Raw genomic sequence first — 15,025 nt, 5'->3', positions numbered from 1 at the left:
ATGCTTCTCCCTTTCCTCCTGGGCTACTTCCTGGGAAGCCTCCCCGTCGCCTTCTGGTTCGGGGCCCTCAGGGGCAAGGACCTTCTGCGGGAGGGCCCGGACGCCTACCGGGCCTTAGGCCCGGTGCCGGGGTTTCTCGCCCTCATCCTGGACGCCTTCAAGGGGGTCTTGGCGGTGGCCCTGGGGGAGGGGATGGGCCCTTTGGGGGGGCTATGGGGCGGGGCGGGGGCGGTGTGGGGCCACGCCTTTTCCCCCTGGCTCGGCCTCCGGGGCGGGAAGGCCCTGGCCCCGGCCGCGGGGGTCCTCCTCGCCGTGGACCCCAGGCTCCTCCTCCTTTCCCTCGCCCTCTTCGCCCTCCTCCACCTCCTCTTCCAGAGGCCCCGCCGGGCGGCTTTGGCGGTGGCCCTGGCCTTGCCCCTTTTCGCCGCCCTTTTGGGCCAGACCCCTTCCCACCTCCTCTTCGGCCTCCTCCTGGGTCTGCCCGTGGCCTTGCGCCACCTTCAGTAGGGGAGAGGCCAGGTGCGGAAGTAGTCCCGCACCCGCCCCCAAAGCCCCACCAGGCCCAGGGGCTCCAAGACGAGGAAGGCCAGGATGAGGAGGCCGAAGGCCACGTTGCGCCAGGCGGCGAGCTGGGCGGCGTACTCCGGGCCCAGGGCCCCCACGAAGCCATTTAGCACCTCGGGGATGAGGAGGACGAAGAAGGCCCCCAAGACCGCCCCCAAGACCGTCCCCGCCCCGCCCACGATGACCATGGCCAGGTACTGGATGCTCACGGAGAGGGGGAAGTACTCCGGGGTCACCGCCTTGTAGAGCTGGGCCAGAAGCCCCCCGGCCACCCCGGCGTAGAAGGCGGAGAGGGCGAAGGCGAGGAGCTTGGCCCGGGTGAGGTCCACCCCGGCCACCCGGGCGGAGAGGTCGTTGTCCCGCACCGCCCGGAAGGCCCGCCCGGCGCGGGTCATGAGGAGGCGCTTGCCGTAGAAGAAGAGGGGGAGGGCGAAGAGGAGGACCAGGTACCAGAGCCTCTCCGGGGTGTCCAGGACGAGGCCCAGGACCTCAGGGGGAGGGAGGGTTCGGCCCCGGATCCCCCCCGTGACCGCCTCCCAGGTCTTGAAGGCGTAGTCCGCCAGGAACTGGAAGGCCAGGGTGGCGATGGCCAGGTAGACCCCCTTGATGCGGAGGGAGGGGAGGCCCAAAAGAAGCCCCAAGGAGGCGGCGATCCCGCCCCCGAGGAGGACCCCCAAGGGGGCGAGGGGGCCCGTGAGGTGGCTTGCCGTGTAGGCCCCCACCCCCATGAAGGCGGCGTGGCCCAAGGAGATCTGCCCCGCGCCCCCCACCAGGAGGTGGAGGCCCAGGGCGGAGAGGGCCCCGATGGCCACCAGGGTGGCCACGTACATGGGGTAGGGGCCGAGGAGGAGGGGAAGGAGGAGGAGCAGGAGGAGGAAGGCGTAGAGGGCGAGGCGGCCCAAGGGGGTGCTGGCGTAGGCCTCGTCCTCCCGGTAGGTCTCCCGCACCGCCCGGGCAAACCGGCGGCTGAAGGCGTCGGTGAGGCGCTTGGAGAGGGCGTACACCTCAGACCTCCTGGACCTCGAGGGTGGCCTCCAGCCTGCCCTCCCCCTCGAGGTAGCGGATGGGCAGGGAGAGGCTCACGCGGCCGCCCTCGCCGTAGAGGGCCTGGATCACGGGGCCGTAGCGGGCCTCCACGATCTGGCGACGCACCTTCCGGGTGCGGGTGATCTCCTCGTCGTCGGGGTGGAGCTCCTTGGGCAAAAGGGCGAAGCGCCGGATCCTGAGCCTTTCGGGAAGGGTCTGGTTCACCATGCGGATCTCCTCGGCGATGAGGGCCTGCACCTCGGGGCGTTCCGTGAGGGAGAGGTAGGTGGTGAAGGGGATGCCCCGCCTCCTCGCCCAGTTCTGGACGTTTTCCGGGTCAAGCTCTATGAGGGCGGTGACGAAGGGCCTCCCGTGGCCGAGCACCACGGCCTCCCGGATGTAGGGGGAGTACTTGAGGCGGTTTTCCAGGAACTGGGGGGCGAAGCGGGTGCCGTCCGCCAAAGCCCCCACCTCCTTCACCCGCCCGAGGATCACCAGGTGCCCCCGCTCGTCAAAGAAGCCCGCGTCCCCCGTGCGGAAGAAGCCGTCCTCGGTGAAGCTCTCCCGGGTGGCCTTTTCCCCCTTGAAGTAGCCCTGGAAGACCTGGGGGCCCCGCACCTGGATCTCGCCTTCCTCGCCGATGCGCACCTCCGTGCCCGGAAGCGGGGGGCCCACGGTCTCCGGGGGGGCGTCCCCGGTGGCGTGGGCGGTGGTGGCGGCGGCGGTCTCCGACTGGCCGTAGACCTGGCGGATGTCCAGGCCCAGGGCGCGGAAGAAGGTGAAGACCTCAGGCCCCAAGGGCGCCCCGCCGGTGACGGCGATGCGGCAGGCGGCAAGCCCGAGCCTCGCCCTAAGGGGCCTGGCGATGAGGGGGTAGAAGAGGGCCCGCTTGAGGTTGAGCCAGACCCCCACCCTTTCCCCCCGGAACTCCCGGTTCGCCCCCTCCAAAAGGGCCCCCATCCCGGCCCGGTAGAAGAAGGCCTTGATGGGGTCGGCGTCCGCCATCCGGCTTTGGATGAGGCTCGCCATCTCCTCCCAGAGCCTGGGCGGGGCCAGGAAGAAGTCGGGCTGGACCTCCTTGAGGTCCTCCCTGAGGGTGGTGGGGTCCTCGGGGAAGTGGACGGTGGAGCCCTCCACCAGGCTCTGCACCACGGTGAGCATCTGCTCCCCGATCCAGGGAAGGGGGAGGTAGCTGAAGACCCAGGCTCCCCTTTGGAAGCCCAGGGCCTTGCCCAACGCCTCGTGCCCGGCGAGGAGGTTTTGGTGGGAGAGCATGGCGAGCTTGCTCCGCCCCGTGGTGCCGGAGGTGGGGGCGAGGAGGGCGGTCTCCTCGGGGCGCCGCCTCCTTAGGGCCTCCTCCCCCACCCTGGGGTCGCCCAAGGCCTGGCTAAAGCGCCTGACCTTCCCCCGGAAGTGCCGGCTCATCCCCGCCTCCTCCCACACCAGGACGAAGTCCACCAGGTGGAGGTGGGGGTAGACCTTGTCCAGCTGCTCCTCGTCGGAGACCACGAGGCCCCTCGCCCCGGTGAACTCCAGGAAGTAGCCCACCTCCTCGGGCATGGCGTCGGCGTAGATGCCCATGGGGAGGGCCCCGAGGACCTGGGCGGCGAGCTCCGCCTCCACCCACTCGGGGGCGTTGTGGCCGAGGATGGCGAGGACCTCGCCCTCCTTAAGGCCCAGGGCGGAAAGCCCCCCGGCGAGGCTTAGGACCCGGTCCAGAAGCCCCCGCCAGGAGGTCTTCTGCCAGACGCCAAGCCGCTTCACCCTTAGGGCTGGGGCCTCGGGGCGCTCCTTGGCGTGCCTCACGAGGTGTTCCAAGAGGGTCCCCTGCATACGCCTTCACCCTTGGCCCAGGTAGGCCTCCACCACCTTGGGGTCCTTCTTCACCCCTTCGGGGGGGCCGTAGTAGAGGACCTCCCCGTAGGAGAGGACCAAGACCCGGTCGGAAAGCTCCAGGACGGCCCTAAGGTCGTGCTCCACCCAAAGGAGGGTCACCCCCCACTCCTCCCGGGCGTCCAGGAGGAAGCGGGCCAGGTCCTGCTTCTCCTCCAGGGCAAGCCCCGCCATGGGCTCGTCCAGGAGGAGGAGCTTAGGCCGGCCCGCGAGGGCCCTTGCCACCTCCACCCGCTTCTGGAGGCCATAGGGGAGCATCCCCGCCGGGGCGTGGCGGAAGGGGGAGAGGTGGAGGTAGTCCAGGACCTCCTCCGCCCAGGCCCTTAGGCGCCACTCCCTTTCCGCCCGGGGTAGGGCCATGGGGTAGCCGGGGAGGGCGAGCTCTGCCCCCAGCTTGACGTTTTCCAGGACGCTCATCCCCCGGAAGATCTCCAGGCCCTGGAAGGTGCGCCCGAGGCCCATGCGGGCCCGCGCCTGCGGGCTTTTCCCCCTAAGGCTTTCCCCCAGGAAGACCACCTCGCCCTTCTCGGGCTCGTACACCCCGGAGAGGACGTTTAAGAGGGTGGTCTTTCCGGCGCCGTTTGGGCCGATGACGGCGAAGAACTCCCCCTCCGCCACGGAGAACCCCACCCCCGCGAGGGCCTTCACCCCCTTGAAGGAGAGGTGGAGGTTTTGGACCTCGAGGATCACACCCACCGCTTCCTCCTCCGGTACCGCCTCGCCTGGCGGAAGCCCACCTCCTCCTTGCCCAGGTAGAACTCCATCACGTCCTGGTCCTCCGTGGCCTCCTTGGCGCTCCCCTCAAAGACCACCCGGCCCCTTTCCAGGACGTACACCCGGTCCACGACGCCGAGGGCGGCCCGGGCGTTCTGCTCCACGAGGAGGAGGGAAAGCCCCTTTTCCCGCCTTAGGGCGGCGAGGGTTTGCATCACCTCCTCCACCAGCTTGGGGGCGAGGCCCAAGGAGGGCTCGTCCACCACCAGAAGCCTCGGCCTCGTGAGGAGGGCCATGCCCAAAAGGAGCATCTGCTGCTCCCCCCCGGAGAGGTAGCCCGCCTGCTCGTGGCGGCGTTCATAAAGGCGGGGGAAGCGGGCGAAGACCTCCTCCATCCCCTCCTTGAGCGCCTTTGGGGGGAGGCGGTGGCCTGCGGCCATGAGGTTCTCCACCGGGGTCAGGTAGCGGAAGAGGGGGCGGCCCTCCAGGATGGCGGTGAGGCCGAGCCGGGAGATCCCCACCGGGTCCAGGTGGGTGGCCTCCTGGCCGAAGAGGCGCACCCTTCCGTCCAGGACCCGCCCCTCAAACTTGGGGAGGAGGCCGGCGATGGCCCGCACCAAGGAGCTCTTCCCGGCCCCGTTCGGGCCCAGGAGGGCCACGGCCTCCCCTTCGCCCACCTCCAAGGAGACCCCGTCCAGGGCCAGGATCACCCCGCGGTAGACCACCTTGAGGTTCTCCACGGAAAGCATCACACCCTCTCAATCTGCCGCTCCCCGAAGAGGCCGTAGGGCCTCACGAGGAGGACGAGGAGGACCACCACGAAGGGAAGGGCCTCGGTGAAGCCGGGGAGGTAGGCCTCCAGGTAGCGCTGGGAGAGGGCCTCGAGGACCCCGAGCAAAAACCCCGCCACCAAGGCTCCCCCCACGGCGTCAAGCCCCCCCAGGATGGCCACGGGGAAGACCTTGAGCCCGAAGAAGACGAGGTTGTACCCCACCCCGCTCGCCACGGCGAGGAGGGCCCCCGCCAGGGTGGCGAGGAGGGCGGAAAGCCCCCAGACCCCGGCCAGGATCCGGGCCGTGGGGATGCCCAGGGCCAAGGCCGCCACCTCCCGCTCGGAGATGGCCCGGACCAGGATCCCGTAGCGGCTTTTCCGGAGGAGCCAAAGGAGGCCGAGCCCCAAGGGCAGGGCCAGGAGGAGGTTCCAGACCGCCCGGGAGGAGACGTAGACCCCCCCCGCCTCAAAGCCCAGGTCGGGGAGGCTTCCCGGCAGGTACTTGAGGTCCGGGCCCCAGAGGAGCTGCACCCCCCCGTCCAGGGCGGCGGCGAGGCCGACGGTGGCCATGATCACCGCCACCACGTTCCGCCCCAGGAGGGGCCGCACGAAGCCCCGCTCCACCAGGACCCCGAAGAGAAAGGCGAGGGGCAAGGCGGCCAGGATGGCCAAGGGGAGGGGAAGGAGGAGGGCGAAGGTGTAGGTGAGGTAGGCCCCTACCAGCAGGAACTCCCCGATGGCGAAGTTCACCACGCTGGTGGCGCGGAAGACCAGCACGAACCCTAGGGCCAGGAGGCCGTAGAGGGCCCCGTTGGCCAGGCCGCCGATGAGGTAGGGAAGGAGGTCGGCCACGTTTCCTCCCGGGGAAGGGGCCTGGCCTTAGGCCAGCTTCAGCCAGTCGGTGATGGCGTTGAACCGCCCGTCCTTGACGCTCGCCCGGTAGAGCTTGGTGTAGGGGATACGGTGGTTCACGAACTGGTAGCCCCGGGTGAGGCCCAAAGCGGTGTAGTCCCCGATCTTCTCCAGGTACTCCACCACCCCGGCCCGGGTGAGCTTCCCTGCCTGGGCCGCCCGGCGCATGGCCTCGGCCACCCCCAGGGCCACGGCCAGGCTCCCCATGTAGTAGGTGGGGCGGTAGGAGGTGTCCCGGCCCTTCCGCTGGCGGAACTTCCGCATCTCGTCCACCGCGGGCACCAGGGTGTCGTACCAGTAGGGGTTGTGGTAGGTGACGGTGAAGCCCTCGGCGGCGGGGCCTGCCCGCTGGATGAGGACGAGCTCCGCCGAGTAGTAGGTGCCCATGAACTGGGCCCTTAGGCCCTGCTCCCGCGCCGCCCTTAGGATCAGGGGCTCCACGGAGAGGGCGTAGCCCTGGAGGAGGACGAAGTCGGGGTTGGCCCGGCGCAGGTTGAGCACCACGGGGGTGGCGTCGGTGAAGGCGGGGGGCGTCACCTCCTCGTGGACCACCTCCATCCCCAAGGCCTTGGCCCGCTCCTTGACGTAGGGGATGGGGTCGCGGCCGAACTCGGTGTTGGAGTAGACGAGGGCGATGCGGGCCTTGCCCTTCTGCAGGCGGATCTGGCGGAGGAGGGCCTCCATCATGTCGTTGTAGGTGGGGCCGAAGACGAAGATGGTGGGGTACTTCTCGGGGTCGGCGAGCTCGCTGGCGAAGCTCGTGGCCGAGTAGGGGAGGCCGATCCTGGCGATCTCCGGGGCCAGGGCCTTGGAAAGCCCCGTGGAGTCGCCGTAGACGAAGAGGAGCTCCTCGGGCCGCTCCCGGGAGAGGACCCGGTTGAAGGCGGCCGTGCCCTTGGCCACGTCGTAGCCCGTGTCCTCCACGATGAGCTCAAGCTTCCGCCCGGCGATCCCTCCCAGGACCTCGTTCACGTAGTCCACCCCGTCCACGAACCCCTCCCGCCCGGCGTTGCCCGCGAAGGCGAAGGGCCCCGTGAGGGGGAGGAGGGTGGCGAGCTTCACGGGCCTCGCCTGGGCCAGGGCGAAGCGGGAAAAGCCCAAGGCCGCCAAGGACCCCACGCCAAGCCTTTGCAGAAACTCCCTGCGCTTCATGTTCGCCTCCTTCCGGATTGAGCTTGGTCCAAGGCTAACACGGCCCCGGCCTTTTGGCAAGCCCGGGCCCCGTAGGATGGGGGTATGCGCTGGCACGGGGTCTTTCGCCGCTTCGTCCTGGCCCGCCACTACCGCTTCGCCCGGGAGGCCTTGGTGCCCCACTTCTTTGACGCCCTCACCGCCTACGCCCTGGAGCTTTCCCGGCTCGGCCTCCCTTACGCCAAGGAGGCGGTGGCCGCCTTGCGGGAGCTCCGCACCCTGCCTTTGCCCAGCTTCACCGGGGAGGTGGAGGACGTGTTCTTCTCCATCCAGGCCCAGCTTGCGGAGCACTGGGGGGAGGAGGTGGCGGGGGCGGTGCGCCGGGGGCTTTCCCGCAACGACCTGGACCTCACCGTCTTCCGGGCCTACCTCCGGGACCGGGCCTTGGCCCTTCTCGCCGACCTCCTCCGCCTGCGGCAGGGGGTGCTCCGCCAGGCGGAGGGCCACCGGGGGGTGGCGGTGGTCCTCTTCACCCACCACCGCCCGGCCCAGCCCTCCACCCTGGACCACTACCTCCTGGGGGTGGAATCCCTCCTCGCCCGCGACACGGAGCGGCTTTTCCGGGCCCTTTCCACCCTGAACCGCTCCCCCTTGGGGGCGAGCGCCTTGGCGGGGGCCCCCTACCCTTTGGACCGGAAGCGCCTGGCCCTTCTTTTGGGCTTTGAGGGCCCCGTGGAGAACACCTTGGACGCGGTGGCCTCGGGGGATTACGCCCTGGAGCTCGCCTCGGCCCTGGCGGGCCTGGGGGCAAGCCTTAGCCGCTTCCTCACGGACCTCCTCTTCTGGGCGGGGCAGGGGGCCTTCCAGGTGGGGGAGGGCCTGGCCCAGGGCTCCAGCTTCATGCCGCAGAAGCAGAACCCCGTGGTCTTGGAGCACGCCCGCATCTACGCCGGGAGGCTCCTTGGGGGCTACCATCCCCTGGCCTTCCTCAACCACAACACCCCCTTCACCGACCTCAACGACCACTCCACCGGGGTCCTCGAGCCCCTCGCCGAGATGCTCTTCGTGGCCGAGGCCGCGGTGGAGCTCACCCGGGCGGCCCTGGAGGAGGGGCGGTTTCTCCCGGAGGGCCTTTTGGCGGAGTTCTCCCCCGAGGTCCTGGCCTCGGAGGCGGTGGACCTTCTGGCGCGCAAGGGCCTTCCCCTTCCCGAGGCCTACCGCCGGGTCAAGGGGGCCCTTCCCGGGCTCAGGCCCGAGCTCCTTGGGGTGGAGCGGGAGGAGCTTTTGGCCTGGATGGACCTCGAGGCCTTCTTCGCCCGCCGGGAGGTGCTGGGCGGGGTGGGGCCGAAGGCGCGGGCCGAGGCCTTAAAGGGGGCCAAGAAGCGGCTTAAGGCCCACCGCGAGGCCCTAGCCGCCCTGCGGGCGCGGGTGCGCCTGAGCCGCCGCTGGCTTCAGGACCTCGAGCCGCAAGAAGGCCAGGAGGGTGCGGAGGAGGAGGGGCAGGTAAAAGGCCAGGAGCACCAGGAATAGCCCCCAGGAGAGGAGGACGAAGACCTGGCTCTTTAGGCCCTCCGCCAGGGCCCGGGTGCCCAGGGTGAAGGCGGCCATGGGGAAGACCAGCCCCCAAAGCCCCGGCTGGAAGGCGAGGCGCACCCGGCGGAGGAAGAGGTCTTCCAGGAGGAGGGCCATGGCCAGGGTGAACCACCAGCCTCCGAGGCCCCAAAGGGCGGCCCCGAAGAGGTAGAGGCCCTGGAGGCTTCCCCCGTAAAGCCCCGCCTCCCGCGCCCCCCCGAAGAGGGAGAGGGGGGCCAGGATCCCCACCCCCACGGGGGCGAGGCCCACGAAGAGGGAGGGCACCAGCTCGGGGGCCGGGCGCTCGTGGACGTAGAGGCGGCCGAAGAGGGTGCTTCCTACCCAGAGGAAGAGGGCGAACCCCAGGCCCAAAAACATGAGGAGCCAGAAGTAAACCTCCCGGGCCCAGGGCCCAAGGAGGGGAAGAAGGGGCCCCCCCACCAGGGGCACCACGATGGCCGAGACCGGGGGGATGAACCAGGTGCCGTTGGCCGCCTCAAAGGGCAGGCGGAGCCGGGTGAAGACCAGGTAGCCGAGGAGGAGGCTCGTGAGGAGGGTCAGGGGCGCCCCCAGGGCGAAGAGGGGGAGGGCCAGGCCCGGAAGCCCCGCCACCCTTAGGCTCGCCAGGCTGAAGAGGAGGAAGGCCAGGGGGAAGGTGGCGTAGAGCTGGGAGAGGAGGGGGTGGTGCAGCTCCTGCCCCACCTGGCCGGGGTGGCGGAGGAGCTTGCCCAGGAAGAAGGCAAGGCTTAAGGCGAAGAGGAGGCCGGTGAGGGCGTAGGCCAGAAGGGCCAAGGGGGCGAGGCCGAAGGCCTTTAGGGCCAGGGCCACCCCGCTTCCCCCCATCACGGCGGCGAACCAGGCGGGGTTGAAAAACCGAGCGCTCATGAACCCCTATTCTAGGATACCCGGGTGGGGTAGGTCAACGCCCTCGGAAATGCTCCACGGTGAGGCGGATGCCTTCCGCAAACCCCACCTTGGGCCGCCAGCCGTGGGCCATGAGCTTCATGGGGGAAAGGACGCTTCGCTCCAGGTCCCCGGGGCGCGGGGGGGCGGGCTGGACCTGGGGGGCCTTCCCGGCCGCCTCGGCCACGGCTCTTAGGACCTCCTCCGTGGTGTGCCCTTCCCCGGTGCCCACGTTGTAGACCCCTTCCAGGGAGAAGAGGGCGAGGGCGTGGGCCTCGGCCACGTCCTTGACGTAGACGTAGTCCCGCACGCACCCCTCGTCCCCCGGGGTCTTCCGGGCGTAGAGGGTCACGGGCTCCCCCTTCAGGACCCGCTCGGCGAAGATGGCCACCACCCCCGCCTCCCCGTGGGGGTCCTGCCTGGGGCCGTAGACGTTGCCGTAGCGTAAGGCGGCCCACCTAAGCCCGTAGTTTTGCCCGTAGGCGGAGAGGTAGTGCTCAAAGGCCGCTTTGCTTGCGGCGTAGGGGCTCTTGGGGCGGGGGGGCCAGGTCTCCTCGGCCCGCTCCCCCTCGGGCACCTCCCCGTAGATGGCCCCGCCCGTGGAGGCGAAGACCAGTTTCTCTACCCCATAGCGGCGGCAGGCCTCGAGGAGGTTAAGCCCCCCCAGGAGGTTCACCTCAAAGTCCAGGACCGGGTCCTCCACGCTCACCTTCACCGAGGCCTGGGCCGCCTGGTGGGAGACGTGGGTGGGGCGGAACTCCCGGAAGACCCCTTCCACCCCTTCTTTGTCCCTCAGGTCCACCTGGAAGAAGGGGACCCCTTGGGGCACGTTCTCCCGCTTGCCCGTGGCCAGGTTGTCCAGGACCGCCACCTCCAGGCCCTTGGCGAGGAGGTCCTCCACGATGTGGCTTCCGATGAAACCGGCGCCGCCCGTCACCAACACGCGCATAAAACCCCCCGGGCCGAAGCCCGGGGGCAGTCTACCAGATGGGCTAGCCGATCCGCACCTCGGGCTCGTTCCCCGGCCTCCACTTGATGGTGCAGCCGATGGCCGGGGCCTCCTTGAGGGGGGGTTCCTCGCCCCGGAGGAGGGCCTCTATGGCCGCCTCGAGGTCGTGGCTTTGGACCTGGTCGGGGAACTTGGGGTTGTCGTTCACCCGGCCGTGGTAGCGGAGGAGGCGCCTTTCGTCAAAGAGGAAGACCTCCGGGGTGCGCAGGGCGCGGTAGGCCTTGGCCACCTCCTGGGTCTCGTCCAGGAGGTAGGGGAAGAAGATCCCGTGCGCCTCGGCGAAGGCCACCATGCCCTCGGGGCTGTCCTCGGGGTACTTCTCGTAGTCGTTGGGGTTGATGCCCACGAAGGCCACCTTGCCCTGGTACCTCTCCGCCAGGGCCACGAGCTCGCCGATGGAGCCCTTCACGTAGGGGCAGTGGTTGCACATGAAGACCACGGCCAAAAGGGGCTCCTGGAACTGGGAAAGCCGGTAGCGCCCGCCCCTCGGGTCGGGAAGCTCGGCGTCAATGAGGGGGCTCTCCAAGGGAAGCTCGGGGTACTGGAGCATGGCCCCATGCTACCAAGGGGGCGCCTTCGGGACAACCGCCTCTGGGGGTTTCTGGTAGGGTGAGCCTATGCGAGGGCTTACCTCCGAGGAGGCCAAAAGGCGGCTAGAGGAATACGGGCCCAACGCCCTTCCTGAGAAACCTGAGGAAAGCCTTGGCCGGCGCTTCCTCCGCCAGTTCCAAAGCCCCCTCATCTACGTCCTCCTCTTCGCCCTGGCGGTGGACCTCCTCCTCTGGGTGGGGGAAGGGGCGAAGGGGGCCCCCCTGGAGTCTTTGGCCATCCTGGCCATCCTCCTCCTGAACGCCACCCTGGGCGTTTTGCAGGAAAAGCGCTCCGAGGAGGCCCTAAAGCGCCTCAAGGCCCTGGCCGAGCCTGCCGTCTGGGTCTTGAGGGACGGAAGGTTCCAGCGCCTTCCCGCCCGGGAGCTCGTCCCCGGGGACGTGGTGCGCCTCGAGGCCGGCGACCGCGTCCCCGCGGACGGCCGGGTTTTGGAGGGAGAGGGCCTCTTGGTGGACGAGAGCGTCCTCACCGGGGAAAGCGTCCCCGTGGAGAAGGGGGTGGGGGACGAGGTCTACGCCGGGACCCTCCTGGTCCGGGGCCGGGCCCTCCTGGAGGTGGTGCGCACCGGGCCCCAAAGCGCCATGGGGCGCATCGCGGGCCTCCTCGCGGGGATGGAGGAGGAGAAGACCCCTCTGGAGCGGCGCCTTCACGCCTTCGGCCACCGGGTGGCCCGCTGGGTCCTGCTCCTCGCCCTTTTGCTCCTCCTCCTCGGGTTTGGGGTGGAGGGCCCCTCCGCCAAGGTGGTCCTCTTCGCCGTGGCCCTGGCGGTGGCGGCGGTGCCCGAGGGGCTTCCCGCGGTCCTCACCCTGGCCTTGGCCCTGGGGGTGGAAAGGATGGCCCGGCGGAAGGCGGTGGTGCGGCGCCTCTCGGCGGTGGAGGCCCTGGGAAGCGTCACCGTCATCGCCACGGACAAGACCGGCACCCTCACGGAAAACCGCATGGAGGTCCAGGAACTCCTGAGCCCCGACCGGGAGAAGGCCCTTCTGGCCATGGTCCTCTGCAACGACGCCGACCTCGCCACCGGGGCCGGGGACCCCCTGGAACTCGCCCTCCTCCGCTACGCCAGCCGCCACCTGGACCCGCAAAGGGTGCGCCAGGCCTACCCCCGTCTTTCCGAGCGCCCCTTTGACAGCGCCTGGAAATTCATGCGGGTCACCACCCCCTTGGGAAGCTTCCTCAAGGGCGCCCCGGAGGCCCTCATCCCCCGATTGAACCTTCCCGAGGAGGAAAAGGGAAGGCTTCTGGAGGAGGCCGAGGCCCACGCCGGGCGGGGCTTTCGCGTCCTGGCCCTGGCCTACGGGGAAGGGGAGCGGGAGGAGGGGCTTGGCTTTCTGGGCTTCGTCCTCCTCCTGGACCCGCCCCGCCCCGAGGTGCCCGAAGCGGTGGAGCGGGTCCAGAGGGCGGGGGTGCGGGTGGTGATGGTCACCGGGGACCACCCGGCTACCGCCCTCGCCATCGCCAGGCAGGTGGGGATCCCCGCGGAGGTGGTGGCCACCGGGGAGGAGATCGGCGAGCTTTCCGACGAGGAGCTTCTGGAAGTGGACATCTTCGCCCGGGTCCGGTCCGAGGACAAGCTCCGCATCGTGGAAGCCTTGCAGAAGGCGGGGGAGGTGGTGGCCATGACCGGGGACGGGGTGAACGACGCCCCGGCCCTCAAGCGGGCGGACGTGGGCGTGGCCATGGGGCAACGGGGCTCGGACGTGGCCCGGGAGGTGGCGGACCTGGTGCTTTTGGACGACAACTTCGCCACCATCGTGGCCGCCATGGAGGAGGGGCGGAGCATCTACGAGAACATCCAGAAGTTCATCCGTTTCCTCTTTTCCACCAACCTCTCCGAGGTCCTGGTGGTGGCCTTGGGGATGGTCTTCGCCGCCCTCTTGGGCCTCCGCGACGAGGCAGGGCACCTCCTCCTCCCCCTCACCGCCGTGCAGATTCTCTGGATCAACCTGGTCACCGACGGCCTTCCCGCCCTGGCCCTGGCCCTGGACCGGAACCCCGGGGTCCTGGACCAGCCCCCGAGGCCTAAGGACAGCCCTCTTTTGGACAGGCCTTCCCTCCGCTTCGTCCTCCTCACCGGCACCCTCAAGGCGGGGGTCGCCTTGGGGCTTTTGGGGCTCCTGCCCGGGGTGGTGGGCCTCGAGGCCGCCCGGAGCGCCACCTTCCACTTCATGGCCATCGGCCAGCTCTTCTTCGCCTACCCCGCCCGGCACACCCACCTCCGCCCCCTCCCCAACCTCTACCTGCACGGGGCCGTGGCCCTGGGGCTCCTCCTGCAGCTCGCTTTGGGGACCCTGGGGCCTGGCCTCCTCGAGGCCGTCCCCTTGCCCCTTTGGGCCTGGGGCCTGGTGCTCTTCAGCGCCCTTTCGGTCTGGGGGTTGGCGGAGGCGGTGGACCGGGTAGTATGGCGAAAGGAGGCCAAATGAGGGAGGACATCAAGGTCAAAGACTTCATGACGAGCCCGGCGGTGAGCGTCCCCTTGGGGACCCCCTTGGACCAGGTGGCGGCCCTGATGCTGGAAAAGCGCATCGGCAGCGTCCTGGTGGTGGACGAGAAGGGGAAGCTGGTGGGCATCGTGACCGAGAGCGATTTCCTCAAGGAAAGGGGCATTCCCTTTTCCACCTTCCGCGCGCCCCTTCTCCTGGGCCGCTTCCTCAATGGGGGCCAGCTGGAAAGGATTCTCCAGGAGGCCAGGGCCACGCGGGTGGAGGAGATCATGACCGCCCCGGTCCACGCGGTGGGGCCGGAGGCCCCCTTGCGGCAGGCCTTGGAGGTCATGCTCGCCTACGACATCAACCGCGTTCCCGTGGTGGACGAGGAGGGAAAGCCCCTGGGGGTCCTTGCCCGCTTTGACCTCCTCAAAGCTCTCGCCAGCTCGGCATGACCCTTTTGGCCTTCCTGGGGGTGGCCCTTTTGGTGGTGTTGGCGGGGTCCCGGGTGGCCTTTTACGGGGACGCCCTGGCGGAGAAGCGGGGCTGGGGCCGGACGTGGGTGGGCCTGATCCTGGTGGCCGCCACCACCTCCTTGCCCGAGCTCATCACCGGCAGCAGCGCCGCCTTCCAGGGCCTGGTGGACATCGCCGTGGGGGATGTCTTGGGAAGCACCCTGTTCAACCTCTTTATCCTCTCCCTCCTGGACGCGGTGAGCGGCCGAGTCCCCCTTCTTGGCCGCCTCCACCCGGGGCACGCCCTGGCCCTGGGCTTTAGCCTCCTCTTCCTGGCCCTCCAGGGGGCGGCCCTCTGGTGGGGTGGCCCCCTCCTGGGGCCCGTTTCCTGGTATGCGCCCGCGGCCTTCTTCCTCTACCTGCTCGCCGCCCGCCTCACCTTCCTCTATGAGAAGCGGCGCTCCTTGGGCCAGGAGGAACGGCTGGCCCGCCTTTACGAGCACCTGGAGGCGGCCCAGGTGGTGCGGGGGTACCTCCTTTGGGGCGGGCTGGTGGTGGCGGGGGCCAGCTTCCTCCCCTCCCTGGCGGAGCGGCTGGCCGAGGAAACGGGGCTTGGGGCGGGCTTCGTGGGCACCGCCTTCGTGGGGGCCGTGACCTCCTTGCCCGAGGTGGTGGTGACCTTAAGCGCGGCCCGCCTAGGGGCCTTTGACCTGGCGGCGGGGAACCTCCTGGGGAGTAATACCCTTTTATGCTAATTCCTTCGTCCTAGGCCACCAGTGGAACAGGGTGTGCCGCCTGAGGGTCTCGGGGTCCTGGGCAAGGACCCGGCACCGCTCAGCCACCGCCTCCATCATCTCCTCAAGGTCCCGGAAGTACCGGTTGGCCACCGCCTCGTTCACCAAGGGCCACACCCGCTCCACCGGCTGCAGCTCCGGGCTGTAGGGCGGCAGGAAGACCAGCCGCACCCCCTCCGGCACCTCCACCCGCCCCGACACGTGCCACCCCGCCCGGTCCAAGACCACCCACGCCTCCTCCCCCT

The 15,025-nt window shown here is 69.7% G+C and carries 14 protein-coding genes and 1 pseudogene; 5 read left to right on the top strand and 10 right to left on the bottom strand.

The window, feature by feature from the left end; translation table 11 throughout:
• Positions 1 to 507, top strand: coding sequence for a glycerol-3-phosphate acyltransferase (locus BLP62_RS04335; RefSeq protein ID WP_093006219.1), 507 nt, complete (start codon positions 1 to 3; stop codon positions 505 to 507).
• Here BLP62_RS04335 and BLP62_RS04330 read toward each other — a convergent pair.
• The 6 genes from BLP62_RS04330 to BLP62_RS04305 are packed head-to-tail and all read right to left on the bottom strand — an operon-like array spanning position 501 to position 7,033.
• Positions 501 to 1,568 (bottom strand): branched-chain amino acid ABC transporter permease, encoded by a 1,068-nt coding sequence (locus BLP62_RS04330; protein WP_093006217.1) that lies wholly within the window; start codon positions 1,566 to 1,568, stop codon positions 501 to 503. The genes BLP62_RS04335 and BLP62_RS04330 overlap by 7 nt on opposite strands.
• Position 1,569: 1 nt before the next feature.
• The gene (locus BLP62_RS04325) at positions 1,570 to 3,423 is read right to left on the bottom strand and encodes an AMP-binding protein (RefSeq protein ID WP_093006215.1); all 1,854 of its coding nucleotides are present in this window, start codon (positions 3,421 to 3,423) and stop codon (positions 1,570 to 1,572) included.
• 6 nt (positions 3,424 to 3,429) lie between these two features.
• Entirely contained in the window at positions 3,430 to 4,173 is a 744-nt protein-coding gene (locus BLP62_RS04320) for an ABC transporter ATP-binding protein (protein WP_420918350.1), read from the bottom strand.
• Positions 4,170 to 4,946 carry an ABC transporter ATP-binding protein gene (locus tag BLP62_RS04315; protein ID WP_093006211.1) on the bottom strand — a complete coding sequence of 259 codons (777 nt, stop codon included), beginning with the start codon at positions 4,944 to 4,946 and terminating at the stop codon, positions 4,170 to 4,172. Before BLP62_RS04315 ends, BLP62_RS04320 begins: the two co-directional genes overlap by 4 nt.
• Positions 4,946 to 5,821, bottom strand: a complete 876-nt coding sequence (locus tag BLP62_RS04310; RefSeq protein ID WP_093006209.1) for a branched-chain amino acid ABC transporter permease — start codon at positions 5,819 to 5,821, stop codon at positions 4,946 to 4,948. Before BLP62_RS04310 ends, BLP62_RS04315 begins: the two co-directional genes overlap by 1 nt.
• Positions 5,822 to 5,848: 27 nt before the next feature.
• On the bottom strand, positions 5,849 to 7,033 hold the full coding sequence (locus BLP62_RS04305) for an ABC transporter substrate-binding protein (RefSeq protein WP_093006207.1): 1,185 nt from the start codon (positions 7,031 to 7,033) through the stop codon (positions 5,849 to 5,851).
• Between the two features lie 84 nt (positions 7,034 to 7,117).
• Between BLP62_RS04305 and BLP62_RS04300 the strand changes: the two genes are divergently transcribed.
• Positions 7,118 to 8,542 (top strand): lyase family protein, encoded by a 1,425-nt coding sequence (locus tag BLP62_RS04300; protein ID WP_093006205.1) that lies wholly within the window; start codon positions 7,118 to 7,120, stop codon positions 8,540 to 8,542.
• Positions 8,543 to 8,551: 9 nt separating this feature from the next.
• Here BLP62_RS04300 and BLP62_RS04295 read toward each other — a convergent pair.
• The 3 genes and pseudogenes from BLP62_RS04295 to BLP62_RS04285 all read right to left on the bottom strand — a co-directional run.
• A pseudogene (locus BLP62_RS04295) lies at positions 8,552 to 9,427 on the bottom strand (SLAC1 family transporter); the annotation flags it as partial.
• A gap of 76 nt (positions 9,428 to 9,503) precedes the next feature.
• The gene (locus tag BLP62_RS04290) at positions 9,504 to 10,436 is read right to left on the bottom strand and encodes an NAD-dependent epimerase/dehydratase family protein (RefSeq protein ID WP_093006203.1); all 933 of its coding nucleotides are present in this window, start codon (positions 10,434 to 10,436) and stop codon (positions 9,504 to 9,506) included.
• Positions 10,437 to 10,479: 43 nt separating this feature from the next.
• Complete coding sequence (locus tag BLP62_RS04285) at positions 10,480 to 11,046, bottom strand: thioredoxin family protein (protein WP_093006201.1); 567 nt, start codon at positions 11,044 to 11,046, stop codon at positions 10,480 to 10,482.
• 67 nt (positions 11,047 to 11,113) lie between these two features.
• Between BLP62_RS04285 and BLP62_RS04280 the strand changes: the two genes are divergently transcribed.
• From BLP62_RS04280 to BLP62_RS14325, 3 genes are read left to right on the top strand one after another with little or no spacing between them, the layout of a single operon-like run.
• Positions 11,114 to 13,528, top strand: a complete 2,415-nt coding sequence (locus tag BLP62_RS04280; RefSeq protein WP_093006199.1) for a cation-translocating P-type ATPase — start codon at positions 11,114 to 11,116, stop codon at positions 13,526 to 13,528.
• Positions 13,525 to 13,986, top strand: coding sequence for a CBS domain-containing protein (locus BLP62_RS04275; protein ID WP_093006197.1), 462 nt, complete (start codon positions 13,525 to 13,527; stop codon positions 13,984 to 13,986). Before BLP62_RS04280 ends, BLP62_RS04275 begins: the two co-directional genes overlap by 4 nt.
• Entirely contained in the window at positions 13,983 to 14,741 is a 759-nt protein-coding gene (locus tag BLP62_RS14325) for a sodium:calcium antiporter (protein ID WP_277621198.1), read from the top strand. Before BLP62_RS04275 ends, BLP62_RS14325 begins: the two co-directional genes overlap by 4 nt.
• Here BLP62_RS14325 and BLP62_RS04265 read toward each other — a convergent pair.
• Positions 14,733 to 15,025: transposase (locus tag BLP62_RS04265; RefSeq protein ID WP_176758136.1), on the bottom strand; the 293-nt coding region annotated here is incomplete at its 5' end. The genes BLP62_RS14325 and BLP62_RS04265 overlap by 9 nt on opposite strands.

It is taken from the genome of Thermus arciformis, from assembly GCF_900102145.1.
GTDB lineage: Bacteria > Deinococcota > Deinococci > Deinococcales > Thermaceae > Thermus > Thermus arciformis.
This window is presented reverse-complemented; position numbering and strand designations above follow the sequence as displayed.